Origin of the sequence: Pseudomonas sp. R84, from assembly GCF_009834515.1 — a bacterium.
Lineage (GTDB): Bacteria > Pseudomonadota > Gammaproteobacteria > Pseudomonadales > Pseudomonadaceae > Aquipseudomonas.
In genome coordinates, this window is sequence record NZ_CP019426.1 from 6,236,786 (window position 1) to 6,250,006 (window position 13,221).

A 13,221-nucleotide genomic window follows, 5' to 3' on the forward strand; every position below is an offset into this window, starting at 1 on the left:
CTGACATGATGTCAGGCAAAGTTTGACGCTATGGGCGTCGCGTTAAAGGGGGCTTGCTCGCGCAGTGCCGGCTTATGCCTGGCACCGCGCATAGACAATGAAAGAGGAGCTTACCTGCCCTTTACGCTGGCGTTGCATTTCCTGTGCACAGTCCAGGCGTGCAGAATCATGAGCACGGCTGGGCAAGCGGCACAGGCTTTGAGGGTGAAAGCGATCTATATTGGAAGGGGACGCCATAAACAGGATGCTTTCCCGTACGTCCAGAATATCGGACGCTGACGCTTGAACGGCCATGGACGGGAACATCGTCGCTAACGGGCGAGCCATGCTGGCTGCGCTAAGGACGGATTTGTCGCCACTGATGTGATGAGCATGCAGACCGGACTGTTGCGAGCAATCGGTGATGCCGATTAACGGCAGGCGAGACATGAAGCACCCCGGTATTATTGCTGTTATGGGTTTGATCGGAGCTTAGCCTTGTTCATTTTTTTACACAACACCCCCGTAAAAAATACAACACGGCCTGCTCAAGCCTGCGGGTGCGCAGTGTCCCAAGGGCCAAAAATCGCCCGAAAGTGCCCCATAAATGCCCTCGCAGCGCTTTTTTAGGGCAAAAAAGGCCTCGCTTGACTTCGGCAGGCCGTTCGGGTTGACTGAAACCAGAAAAGATCAATGATTGATATTTTTAACAACAAAGGTGTTGCATCATGTCGGTACCCCCGCGTGCCGTTCAGCTTAACGAAGCGAACGCGTTCCTTAAGGAACATCCTGAGGTTCTGTACGTTGACCTTCTGATTGCGGATATGAATGGTGTGGTGCGCGGCAAGCGCATTGAACGCACCAGTCTCCACAAGGTTTACGAGAAAGGCATCAACCTGCCGGCCTCTCTATTTGCTCTGGATATCAATGGTTCGACGGTGGAAAGCACCGGCCTGGGCCTGGACATCGGCGACGCCGATCGTATCTGCTATCCAATCCCCGACACCCTGTGCAATGAGCCATGGCAGAAGCGCCCGACCGCGCAACTGTTGATGACCATGCACGAACTCGAAGGCGACCCATTCTTCGCCGATCCGCGCGAAGTGCTCCGTCAAGTTGTTGCAAAGTTTGACGAGCTGGGCCTGACCATCTGCGCGGCATTCGAACTCGAGTTTTACCTGATCGACCAGGAAAACGTGAACGGACGTCCTCAGCCACCACGCTCGCCGATCTCCGGCAAACGTCCGCACTCGACGCAGGTCTATCTGATCGACGACCTCGACGAATACGTCGATTGCCTCCAGGACATTCTGGAAGGTGCCAAAGAGCAAGGCATCCCGGCCGACGCCATCGTCAAGGAAAGTGCCCCGGCGCAGTTCGAAGTGAACCTGCACCACGTCGCCGACCCGATCAAGGCATGCGACTACGCGGTACTGCTCAAGCGTCTGATCAAGAACATCGCCTACGACCATGAAATGGACACCACCTTCATGGCCAAACCGTATCCGGGCCAGGCAGGCAATGGTCTGCACGTACACATTTCGATTCTGGATAAAGAAGGCAAAAACATTTTTGCCAGCGAGGATCCCGAGCAGAACGCCGCGCTGCGTCACGCGATCGGCGGTGTGCTCGAGACCCTGCCCGCGCAGATGGCTTTCCTCTGCCCGAACGTCAACTCCTACCGTCGTTTCGGCGCGCAGTTCTATGTACCGAACTCGCCGTGCTGGGGTCTGGACAACCGCACCGTGGCGATTCGCGTACCGACCGGCTCGTCCGATGCCGTGCGTATCGAACACCGCGTCGCCGGTGCCGACGCCAACCCGTACCTGCTGATGGCTTCGGTACTGGCCGGCGTGCACCACGGTCTGACCAACAAGATCGAGCCGGGCGCGCCAGTCGAAGGCAACAGCTACGAGCAGAACGAGCAAAGCCTGCCGAACAACTTGCGCGATGCCCTGCGTGAGCTGGACGACAGCGAGGTGATGGCCAAGTACATCGATCCGAAGTACATCGATATCTTCGTCGCCTGCAAGGAAAGCGAGCTGGAGGAGTTTGAACACTCCATCTCTGACCTTGAGTACAACTGGTATCTGCATACCGTTTAAGCGGATTGCAGCTTCAGGAAAAACGCCGTTGGCTGATTCAGCCAACGGCGTTTTTTTATGGCCGAACACAAATCCTTGGGATGGGAGTGAATGGCCGCCTGCGGCGGTTCGCGAGCAGGCTCGCTCCCACAGGGGGCTGTGTGTACAAATACTCAAGCTCACTGGAGATCAAATGTGGGAGCGAGCCTGCTCGCGAAGCGGCCGACAAGACAACGCACAAGCCGGCTCGTACAATGCCCGCTGCCCCGCAGGAGACTTCCATGACGCGACCCGCCCCCGTCCGCAAACCCCGTGCCCGCAGCCAGGCGCGCATCGATTCGATACTCGACGCCGCGCGCACATTGCTGGCGGCCGAGGGTGTGGCGAGTCTGTCGATCTACAGCGTCGCCGAGCGCGCGCAGATTCCGCCCTCCTCCGTGTACCACTTTTTCGCCAGCGTCCCGGCATTGCTCGAAGCGCTGACGGCGGATGTCCACGCTGCGTTCCGCGCCTGCCTGCAAGCACCGATCGATCACGAAGCCCTGCGTGACTGGCGTGATCTGTCGCGGCTGGTCGAGCAGCGAATGCTGGAGATCTACGACGAAGACGCCGCCGCACGGCAGTTGATCCTCGCGCAACATGGTCTGACCGAAGTGACTCAGGCAGATCGTCAGCACGACATAGAACTGGGCGATCTGATGCACAAGCTGTTCGATCATCACTTCGAATTGCCGAGGTTGCCGGCAGATGTCGATGTGTTTGCCTTGGCGATGGAGTTGGGCGACCGGGTGTATGCGCGCTCGGTGCAGCAGCATGGGCAGATCACCCCGCGCATGGCCGAGGAAGGGATGCGCGTGTTTGATGCCTATATCGGGCTGTATCTGCCACCTTATCTGCCCAAAAGATCTCTAGTGGTCTGACTGGCCTCTTCGCGAGCAGGCTCGCTCCCACATTTGGAATGCGATCCCCTGTGGGAGCGAGCCTGCTCGCGAAGGCCGCGCCGCCGATTTCAAGCCAGGCACAAAAAACCCCGAAGGGCTCACGCCCTCCGGGGTTGTTTTTTACTCACCGGCTTACAACTTGGCGATCGACACCTCGGTGGATTTCACAAAGGCGATCACTTCGCTGCCGACCACCAGTTCCAGCTCTTTGACCGAGCGGGTGGTGATCACCGAAGTGACGATGCCGGAAGCGGTCTGCACGTCGATTTCCGACAGCACGTCACCGAGGACGATTTCCTTGATCGAGCCTTTGAACTGGTTACGGACGTTGATGGCTTTGATAGTCATGGCAATGATTCCTGTCGTTTGCTTGAGTTATTGAGCCCAACGCAGTTGCGTAGGCAGTGGTGAAACAGGTTCCGGCGCCGGCGGTTCGCCGGGCAGGGAGAGAACACGGTTAAGCACTTCGGTTTCCAGCGCTGCGAGTCTGTGCGAACCACGCACTCGCGGCCGCAGCAGTTCGACATGCAGATCGAGGCCGACTTCGCCGTCCTCGATCAGAATCACCCGGTCGGCAATCGCCACCGCTTCACTGACGTCGTGGGTCACCAGCAGCACGGTGAAGCCGTGTTGCTGCCAGAGACGTTCGATCAGTTGCTGCATTTCAATTCGGGTCAGCGCATCCAGCGCGCCGAGCGGTTCGTCGAGCAACAGCAGGCGCGGTTGATGGATCAGCGCCCGCGCCAGCGCAACGCGCTGCTTCTGTCCGCCAGACAGCGCCGCCGGCCACTCATTGGCACGATCCGCCAGACCCACCGCTTCCAGTGCATCCAGCGCTTGCGGGCGCCAGTTGCCCTTAAGGCCGAGGCCAACGTTGTCGATGATCTTTTTCCACGGCAGCAGGCGTGCTTCCTGGAACATCAATCGGGTGTCTTCCCGCGCATCGCTGAGTGGCGCAGAACCGGCGAGCAAGTCGCCGCCAGTCGGTTTATCGAGGCCGGCGAGCAAGCGCAGCAAGGTACTTTTGCCGCAGCCACTGCGCCCGACCACGGCGACGAATTGCCCCGCCGGAATGTGCAGATCGATGTCACGCAGCACCTGCCGCGCGCCGAAGGTTTTCTGCAGGTTGCGCACCGCCAGCGGAATCCCGCGCAGCAGGCGTGGAGGTTGTTGAGCAGTCATGCCGCACCTCCTTTGGCAACCTGATAAGCCGGGTGCCAGCGCAACCACACACGCTCAAGTCCTCGGGCCGCGAGGTCGGCGAGTTTGCCCAGCACCGCGTAAAGCAGGATCGCCAGCACCACCACGTCGGTCTGCAAAAACTCGCGGGCGTTCATCGCCAGGTAGCCGATGCCGGAGCTGGCCGAGATGGTTTCCGCCACAATCAACGTCAGCCACATAAAGCCCAGGGCGAAACGCACACCGACCAGAATCGAAGGTAGCGCGCCCGGCAGGATCACCTGCCAGAACAGGCTGAAACCGCTCAAGCCATAGCTGCGCGCCATCTCCACCAGCGCCGGATCGACGTTGCGGATGCCGTGATAAGTGTTGAGGTAGATCGGGAACAACGTGCCCAACGCCACCAGAAAGATCTTCGCCGACTCGTCGATGCCGAACCAGAGGATCACCAGCGGAATCAGCGCCAGGTGCGGCACGTTGCGGATCATCTGCACCGAGCTGTCGAGCAGGCGTTCGCCCCACTTCGACAGGCCGGTGATGAAACCCAAGACCAGACCGATGCTGCCACCGATGGTGAAACCGAGGGCCGCACGCCAGCCGCTGATCGCCAGATGCGTCCAGATTTCACCGCTGCGCACCAGGCTCACGCCGGCTTCGATCACCGCCACCGGTGCCGGCAAAATCCGTGTCGACAACCAACCGGCCGACACCGACAGCTGCCACACCGCCAGCAACAACACCGGCAACGCCCAGGGCGCGAGGCTGTGGATGATTTTCTTCATGGCGCGCCTCAGCTCTGCGACGCGGCTTTGGGAAGAATGTCGTTGGCGACCATCTCGCCGAACGGGCTGACATAACCGGCGCTTTTCGGCAGTTCCGGACGCTCGATGTCGAGGTGCGGGAAGAGCAGTTCAGCGACGCGATAAGACTCTTCGAGGTGTGGATAACCGGAGAAGATGAAGGTGTCGATGCCCAGATCCGCGTATTCCTTCACACGTGCGGCCACGGTCGGGCCATCGCCGACCAGCGCCGTACCGGCACCACCGCGCACGAGGCCAACGCCGGCCCAGAGGTTCGGGCTGACTTCGAGGTTGTCGCGGCTGCCGCCGTGCAGCGCGGCCATGCGTTGCTGGCCAACCGAATCGAAACGCGCAAGCGAAGCCTGAGCGCGAGCGATGGTGTCGTCGTCCAGGTGCGAGATCAGCCGATCTGCCGCTTGCCACGCTTCAGCGTTGGTTTCACGGACGATCACATGCAGACGAATACCGAAGCGTACGGTGCGGCCGAGCTTGGCGGCTTTGGCTCGGACTTGGGCAATCTTCTCGGCCACTGCTGCTGGCGGCTCACCCCAGGTCAGGACCATTTCCACTTGTTCAGCAGCCAGGTCCTGCGCCGCTTCCGAGGAGCCGCCGAAGTACAGCGGCGGACGCGGTTGCTGGATCGGCGGATAGAGCAACTTCGCACCCTTCACGCTGATGTGCTGACCGTCGTAATCGACGGTTTCGCCTTCGAGCACACGACGCCAGATGCGGGTGAATTCCACCGAGGCTTGATAGCGTTCTTCGTGGCTGAGAAACAGACCGTCGCCAGCCAATTCTTCCGGGTCACCGCCAGTCACCAGATTGAACAGCGCACGGCCGCCGGACAGGCGATCAAGGGTGGCTGCCTGCCGCGCCGCGACCGTCGGGGAAATGATCCCGGGGCGCAGGGCAACGAGAAACTTCAGACGCTGGGTCACCGGGATCAGCGACGCCGCCACCAGCCACGAGTCTTCGCAGGAGCGGCCGGTGGGAATCAGCACACCGCCGAAACCCAGACGATCAGCCGCTTGCGCAACCTGTTGCAGATAACCGTGGTCGACGGCGCGAGCGCCTTCGGCGGTGCCAAGGTAATGGCCGTCGCCGTGGGTAGGCAGGAACCAGAAGATATTGAGGCTCATGGAGTGGTCTCCTTGGGGATTCGAATTACTGCGCTTTAGCCACAGCGGCCGGTGGTGTCCAGATCACATCCTTGATGCTCAGCGGCTTGGGAATCAGCTTGAGCTGGAAGAACGTGTCAGCGATTTTCTGCTGCGCGGCGACCACTTCCGGGGTCAGGAACAGCGCGCCGTAGCCCTGGCGTTGCACCGAAGTCAGGGTGATATCCGCCGGCAGACCGAGCAGTGGCGCGACTTGTTGGGTCACGTCTTCAGGATTGGCTTTCGACCACTCGCCGACCGCGCGCACTTCTTCCACGAGGGTCTTGATCACCTCGGGATTTTTCTGTGCGTAAGGCTTGGTCGCGAGATAGAACTGGTGGTTATCGACAATGCCTTTGCCGTCGCGCAGGGTGTGCGCTTGCAGTTGTTTCTCGGCGGCAGCCTGGTACGGATCCCAGATGACCCAGGCGTCGACGCTGCCACGTTCGAACGCAGCGCGAGCATCGGCCGGCGGCAGGAATACGGTCTGGATGTCGCTGTATTTCAGACCGGCGTCTTCCAGTGCACGCACCAGCAGGTAGTGAACGTTGGAGCCTTTGTTCAGGGCGACTTTCTTGCCCTTGAGATCGGCCACCGATTTGATCGGCGAGTCTTTCGGCACAAGGATCGCTTCGCTGTTCGGCGCTGGCGGTTCATAAGCGACGTAAAGCAGATCGGCGCCGGCCGCCTGAGCGAACACCGGTGGAGTTTCGCCAGTGACACCGAAGTCGATCGAGCCGACGTTCAGGCCTTCGAGCAGTTGCGGGCCACCGGGAAATTCAGTCCATTGCACGTCGACGCCTTGGGCGGCCAGACGTTTTTCCAGAGTGCCCTTGGCTTTGAGCAGCACCAGCGTGCCGTACTTCTGATAACCGATCCGCAATGTCTCGGCTTGAGCTTGAGTGATGGCGCCGAAGGTGACAGCCGCAGCAAACAGAGCGACCAGACCACGACGCAAAAATACAGTGCGCATAGCGCTCTCCTTTTTGCTGTTGGGTTTTGGCTGCACCTGCTTGCCCGTTAGCGGGCGAGTAAGGCGAGTACTTCAAATTTCGATGAGGCTTAAATGCTCCAGCGAGCACTCAACAAACGTTCGTTCAACAGACCCGGTTCCAGCGGTTTCGGCCGACGGGCCATGGCGCCGACAAACTGATCCAGCGCTTCGTGCAGTCGCTGCTCCAGCGCTGGAGCCAGTTGCGCCGCAGCACTGCCTTCGCCGTAAGCGATCTGGCTGTCCTCGGCGAAAATCCCCTGGAGCATTTCCTGGGCTTTCAGCGCCGACAAAACAGGCTTGAGGGCGTAGTCGACCACCAGCATGTGGGCAATGCTGCCGCCCGTGGCCATCGGCAAGACAATCTTGTGGTTCAGGGCGCGCTCGGGCAGCAGATCCAGCAGGGTCTTCAGGGCGCCGGAAAACGACGCTTTGTAAACCGGTGTGGCGATCAGCAGACCGTCGGCGTTTTCAATCTGTTGCAGCAGGTCGAGCACCTTCGGGCTGTCGAAGCGGGCGTGGAGCAAATCCTCGGCCGGGAAGTCCCGCACCTGATAACTCACCACTTCCACCCCTTGCGCCTGCAACCAGCGTTGCGAGCGTTCCAGCAGCACCCCGGAACGGGAGCGCAGGCTGGGACTGCCACCGAGTGAGACGACCAGCATTGAGACGATTCCTTAAGCGTTACAGGCGATTCGCGGGTTGCGATTTCGCTTCGATGGGAGTGACCTTACCAGCTGATTTATATATCCATAAATCATATTTATTCATTTGGTTATGCTTTTTGGAGATATGAGATTCGCTTTGTTTCAGGCGAAAAAAAAGGCCGTCGAAACGGCCTGAAATCCCCTGCTTAGTAGTTCCGTGGTAACTGGACTAACGCCTTCGCGAGCAGGCTCGCTCCCACATTTGGAATGCGATCACCTGTGGGAGCGAGCCTGCTCCGGGCGGCGTTCCGACGAAAGCGGTGGTGGCTACACCGCAAATCTCACTTATTCGGCTGTGGCGTCAGGCGCATGTACGGTTTCACCGCGCGATAGCCCTTCGGAAAGCGCTTTTTGATCTCATCTTCATCCTTGAGCGAAGGCACGATCACCACCTCTTCACCGTCCTGCCAGTTGGCCGGGGTGGCCACCTTGTAGTTGTCGGTGAGCTGCAGCGAATCGATCACCCGCAGAATCTCGTGGAAGTTGCGCCCGGTGCTCGCCGGGTAAGTGATGGTCAGACGAATCTTCTTGTTCGGGTCGATCACGAACAGCGAACGCACGGTCAGCGTGTCGTTGGCATTCGGGTGGATCAGATCATAGAGATCGGAGACCTTGCGATCGGCATCAGCCAGGATCGGGAAGTTGACGACAGTGTTCTGGGTCTCGTTGATGTCTTCGATCCACTTGTGGTGCGAGTCCACCGGATCGACCGACAGCGCGATGGCCTTGACGCCGCGCTTGCTGAACTCATCCTTGAGCTTGGCGGTGAAGCCCAGCTCGGTGGTGCACACGGGGGTGAAGTCCGCCGGGTGGGAGAACAGCACGCCCCAGCTATCGCCCAGCCATTCGTGGAAACGAATCTTGCCGGCGCTGGAATCCTGTTCGAAATCGGGGGCGATGTCGCCGAGTCTGAGGCTCATGGTGCTGCTCCTGATGAGTTGTTGGAGACCTCAACTGTAGCCCGGGATTTGCCATCGTTAAAAAGAATAAATAAATAGATATCTAGATCATTAGAGAATATTAAACATCTGTTCACTGGACGCTGACAGGCATCCCGACGAACATCGGTCGCAAGGTTCGAGAAGGCCTTGAGTTGCTGTAAAGAGGGAAATTCGGGGAGGGCTTACGGGGGTGGGCCTGACTCGAAAACGCAAAAGCCCCGTCCGGCGCGATGCCGGACGGGGCTTTTTTTACATCAGGTGCAGGAACTCGCTATTACAGCAGCGGGATCGAGTAGCTGACGATCAGGCGGTTTTCGTCCTGCGAACGGGTGTTCGGCAGGTCGGTGCGCCATACAGCGTTTTTCCACATCAGGCCGACGTTTTTGAACGGGCCTTCCGGCACTACGTAGCCGATGGTGAAATCGCGTTCCCACTCGGAACGGTTCGACGCGCTTTCGCGACCATTGGCACCCACGGTGTCGATCGAATCGCCTTTCAGGTAAACCACACCAGCGGTCAGGCCAGGTACACCAACTTTAGCGAAGTCATACGAGTAGCGAGCCTGCCAGGTTTTCTCGCCGGCACGACCGAACTTCTGGATCTGCATGTCGGTGATGGTGTAGTTCGACGAGCCGTCGCCCTGGTTCAGCCAAGGGAAGTCGCTGCTGCCATTGGAAACCTGGTAGCCGCCACCGAAGGTGTGACCTTCAACGGTGTACAGGAACAGGCCGCTGTACAGGTTGTTATCAACTTCACCACGACCGTTACGGAAACCGGTGTAGTTGCCGCTGCTGTAGTAAGCCGAATCAGTGCCGTTCTTGCCGTCGTCGGAGCTGTTGAAGTAACGGAAGTCGGACTTCAATACGCCCGGGCCGATTGCCCAGTTGTGAACCAGACCCAGGAAGTGCTGTTTGTAGAAGTCTTCCAGGTTGCCGTAGTAGTACTGGGCAGTCAGGTCTTTGGTGATCTTGTAGTCACCACCGGCGTAGATGAACTTGTTGCTGTCACGGAACGCAGTACCACGGGTGTTGGCGCCACCGATCGACAGGTTTTCGTTGTTGCTGGAGTTACGACCTTTCACGGCTTCGATCTGACCACCGACCAGGGTCAGGTCCTTGATTTCGCCGGAAGTGATCTGGCCACCCTGCCAGGTTTGTGGCAGCAGACGACCGTCGTTGGTCACGATGACCGGATTCTTCGGCTGCAGAGTACCCAGCTTCAGTTCAGTCTGGGAGATCTTGGCTTTGGCAGTCAGGCCCAGGCTGGAGAAGTTGTCCACCGCTTTGCCGTTGGACTCGCTCGGGAACACAGTGCCGCCGTAAGCGGTACCGCTGTTGCCGTTAGTACCGCCGCCCGAATCCAGACGTACGCCCAGCAGGCCGATGGCATCGATACCGAAACCAACGGTGCCTTGGGTGTAACCGGAGATGAAACGCAGATCGAAGCCTTGGCCCCACTCTTCGTTCTTGTTGGCGCCAGCGCCGTCACGGTTATCGGTGTTGATGTAGAAGTTACGCAGCCCCAAAGTAGCTTTGCTGTCTTCGATGAAACCGGCGGCGCCTGCCTGCTGCGCCATAACCCCTACGGCCACAGCCAGGGCCAAGGTGGACTTGTTCATGTAAAGCTCCTCTCGTTTCTAATTCTTGTGTTCCTGGCCCTGGGTCTGATGCCCCGGGTCCTAAGATGCGCGATTAGCGCCAGACCGTGACTGACAAGTCAATCGTAACCTTGTGTGTCTACGACCAAGGTCTAATCGCAGTGATTTGGTCCGTGCAGAGTAAAGATTTCCTGATAAACCCAAAAAGAATTTATTCATTCTTTTTCATATCATTTCGGAATATGGCCAGTATCTTGCCACCTCCGCCGGGAAACAGCGTATCGGCGACTAAGCTCATTCCTAAATGGTATTTGTTAGCCTTTTTTTATATCGATTAGCTTTGGCGTAACCCCGAATCGTCAAACCCTATCGAAAAGGCGACGCCATGATGGCCAAACGCGCACTATCTAGTCAATTTGTTACAGTTTGTGTGTCAGCGCTGATTTCTTTTTCGGCCCATGCCGCCAACCTCACCGTGGGTTATCAGACCGGTATCGACCCGAGCAAAGTCCCCCAGGCCGACGGCGTCTACGAGAAAACCATCGGCGAGAAAATCGACTGGCGCCGCTTCAACAGTGGCCCGGAAGTTGTGACAGCCATTGCTTCGGGTGACGTGCAGATCGGCAACCTCGGTTCCAGCCCATTTGCCGCTGCCGCTTCGCGTAATCTGCCGATTGTGGCGTTCATCGTTTCGGCGCAGATCAATGCCGCCGAAGCGTTGGTGGTGCGCAATGGCAGCGGCATCAACACCCCCCAGGACCTGGTCGGCAAAACCATCGCCACACCTTTCGTTTCGACCTCACACTACAGCCTGCTCGGCGCCCTCAAGCACTGGGGCCTGGACGCCTCGAAAGTCAAAGTGGTGAACCTGCAACCAGCAGAGATCGCAGCGGCGTGGAAGCGTGGCGATATCGATGGCGCATTTGTCTGGTCGCCTGCGCTGGGGGAAATTCGCAAGACCGGCAAGACCCTGACCGATGCTGCGCAGGTCGGCCAGTGGGGTGCGCCAACCTTCGAGGTTTGGGTCGCGCGCAAGGATTTTGCCGAGAAGCATCCTGACGTTGTCGCGAAGTTCGCCAAGGTTACGCTGGATTCATTTGCCGATTACGCGGCGCATAAAGACAGCTGGACGGCTGACTCGGTGCCGGTACAGAAAATCGCCAAACTGACCGGTGCCAATGCCGCTGATGTGCCGGAATTGCTCGCAGGGTCGGCGTTCCCGGACGCTAAGGCGCAGCAAACCACGGCGCTGCTGGACGGCGGCACGGCGAAAGCGATTGGCGAGACGGCGAAGTTTTTGAAGGAACAGGGCAAGGTTGAAACGGTGCTGCCGGATTATTCGCCGTATGTCAGCGCGAAGTTTGTGGCGCAATAAAAGCTTCGCGAGCAGGCTCGCTCCCACAGGGGTTCATTGAACAAATGTGGGAGCGAGCCTGCTCGCGAATGGAGCGCCTCAGTTACAGAGTCTTTTCGAAGATTTTCGAATTACGCTGAAAGTTGTACAGCGAAGCCCGCGCCGCCGGCAGGCGCTCGACGCTGCTCGGCTCGAACCCACGCTCACGGAACCAGTGCGCGGTGCGCGTGGTGAGGACGAACAAGGTCTTCAAACCCTGCGCCCGTGCTCGGGTTTCGATGCGCTCCAGCAATTCATCACCGCGACCGCCATGGCGGTACTCCGGGTTCACTGCCAGACACGCCAGTTCACCGGCATCGGAATCGGCAATCTGATACAGCGCCGCACAGGCGATGATCATGCCCTCACGCTCGACCACGCTGAACTGCTCGATCTCGCGCTCCAGCACTTCGCGCGAGCGACGCACCAGAATCCCCTGCTCTTCCAGCGGACTGATCAAGTCGAGCAAGCCGCCGACATCTTCAATCGCCGCCTCGCGGACCAGTTCGAACTGCTCTTGAGCGACCAGCGTACCGCCACCGTCACGAGTGAACAGCTCTGTCAGCAGCGCGCCATCTTCGGCGTAACTGACGATATGGCTGCGCGCCACGCCGCCACGACAGGCTTCGGCAGCGGCATCGAGCAGTTCTGCCTGATAGTTGCTGCCCAGACGCTGCAAATGCGCCGGCACTTGCTGTGGACGCAGCTCACGCACCAGTTTGCCGTTCTCGTCGATAAGACCGAGGTCGGCGCCAAACAATAGCAATTTATCTGCGCCCAGATCGATGGCAGCGCGGGTGGCGACGTCTTCACAGGCGAGGTTGAAAATTTCACCGGTCGGCGAATAGCCCAGCGGCGACAACAGCACGATCGAACGCTCATCGAGCAGACGATTGATGCCCTTGCGGTCGACCCGGCGCACTTCGCCGGTGTGGTGATAGTCGACGCCTTCGAGCACGCCGATCGGCCGCGCGGTGACGAGGTTGCCGCTGGCCACGCGCAGACGCGAGCCCTGCATTGGCGACGAAGCCATGTCCATCGACAAACGCGCTTCGATGGCAATGCGCAATTGGCCGACCGCGTCGATTACACATTCCAGCGTTGCCGCATCGGTGATACGCATGCCGTGGTGGTAATGCGGGGTCAGGCCGCGCGCAGCGAGGCGGGTTTCGATCTGCGGGCGCGAACCGTGCACCAGCACCAAGCGCACGCCGAGGCTGTGCAGCAAGACGATGTCGTGGACGATATTGCCAAAATTCGGATGCTCGACGCCATCGCCGGGCAGCATGACGACGAAGGTGCAGTCGCGGTGGGCATTGATGTAAGGGGACGCGTGACGAAGCCAGTTAACGTATTCGGGCATGAACCTGGGCCTGTAATAAATAGCAGCCTAAAAAGGGGCGAAACGGAAAACGCACAGCGGGCTGATGGTTATCGTCGGAACAGGCTTGG

General features: G+C 59.1%; 12 protein-coding genes. 3 read left to right on the top strand and 9 right to left on the bottom strand.

All coding sequences use genetic code 11. The annotated features are described in order from the left end of the window. Window positions 1-707: 707 nt before the first annotated feature. On the top strand, window positions 708-2,084 hold the full coding sequence (locus PspR84_RS27710; RefSeq protein ID WP_007913842.1) for a glutamine synthetase family protein: 1,377 nt from the start codon (window positions 708-710) through the stop codon (window positions 2,082-2,084). A gap of 260 nt (window positions 2,085-2,344) precedes the next feature. Further along, window positions 2,345-2,983 (top strand): TetR/AcrR family transcriptional regulator, encoded by a 639-nt coding sequence (locus tag PspR84_RS27715; protein ID WP_160059816.1) that lies wholly within the window; start codon window positions 2,345-2,347, stop codon window positions 2,981-2,983. 153 nt (window positions 2,984-3,136) lie between these two features. Here the strand turns inward: PspR84_RS27715 and PspR84_RS27720 are convergent, their stop codons facing one another. From PspR84_RS27720 to PspR84_RS27755, 8 genes are all read right to left on the bottom strand, one after another. Continuing rightward, window positions 3,137-3,352, bottom strand: coding sequence for a TOBE domain-containing protein (locus PspR84_RS27720; protein WP_003229256.1), 216 nt, complete (start codon window positions 3,350-3,352; stop codon window positions 3,137-3,139). 27 nt (window positions 3,353-3,379) lie between these two features. Then, window positions 3,380-4,186 carry an aliphatic sulfonates ABC transporter ATP-binding protein gene (gene ssuB / locus PspR84_RS27725; protein WP_160059817.1) on the bottom strand — a complete coding sequence of 269 codons (807 nt, stop codon included), beginning with the start codon at window positions 4,184-4,186 and terminating at the stop codon, window positions 3,380-3,382. After that, complete coding sequence (gene ssuC / locus PspR84_RS27730; RefSeq protein WP_003229260.1) at window positions 4,183-4,965, bottom strand: aliphatic sulfonate ABC transporter permease SsuC; 783 nt, start codon at window positions 4,963-4,965, stop codon at window positions 4,183-4,185. Before ssuC ends, ssuB begins: the two co-directional genes overlap by 4 nt. Window positions 4,966-4,973: 8 nt before the next feature. Continuing rightward, window positions 4,974-6,122, bottom strand: a complete 1,149-nt coding sequence (ssuD, locus tag PspR84_RS27735) for an FMNH2-dependent alkanesulfonate monooxygenase (protein WP_018928626.1) — start codon at window positions 6,120-6,122, stop codon at window positions 4,974-4,976. Between the two features lie 25 nt (window positions 6,123-6,147). Further along, entirely contained in the window at window positions 6,148-7,113 is a 966-nt protein-coding gene (locus PspR84_RS27740) for a sulfonate ABC transporter substrate-binding protein (RefSeq protein ID WP_160059818.1), read from the bottom strand. Window positions 7,114-7,202: 89 nt separating this feature from the next. Beyond that, window positions 7,203-7,796: an NADPH-dependent FMN reductase gene (ssuE, locus tag PspR84_RS27745; RefSeq protein WP_007913832.1), complete on the bottom strand. Its 594-nt coding sequence runs from the start codon at window positions 7,794-7,796 to the stop codon at window positions 7,203-7,205. A 323-nt stretch (window positions 7,797-8,119) separates the two neighbouring features. After that, complete coding sequence (locus PspR84_RS27750; protein WP_160059819.1) at window positions 8,120-8,758, bottom strand: peroxiredoxin; 639 nt, start codon at window positions 8,756-8,758, stop codon at window positions 8,120-8,122. A gap of 295 nt (window positions 8,759-9,053) precedes the next feature. After that, the gene (locus PspR84_RS27755) at window positions 9,054-10,397 is read right to left on the bottom strand and encodes an OprD family porin (RefSeq protein ID WP_160059820.1); all 1,344 of its coding nucleotides are present in this window, start codon (window positions 10,395-10,397) and stop codon (window positions 9,054-9,056) included. Window positions 10,398-10,764: 367 nt separating this feature from the next. Here PspR84_RS27755 and tauA point away from each other — a divergent pair, with 367 nt between their 5' ends. After that, on the top strand, window positions 10,765-11,751 hold the full coding sequence (tauA, locus tag PspR84_RS27760) for a taurine ABC transporter substrate-binding protein (RefSeq protein WP_174244538.1): 987 nt from the start codon (window positions 10,765-10,767) through the stop codon (window positions 11,749-11,751). A gap of 82 nt (window positions 11,752-11,833) precedes the next feature. Here the strand turns inward: tauA and argA are convergent, their stop codons facing one another. Next, window positions 11,834-13,132: an amino-acid N-acetyltransferase gene (argA, locus tag PspR84_RS27765; RefSeq protein WP_007913824.1), complete on the bottom strand. Its 1,299-nt coding sequence runs from the start codon at window positions 13,130-13,132 to the stop codon at window positions 11,834-11,836. Between the last annotated feature and the right edge of the window lie 89 nt (window positions 13,133-13,221).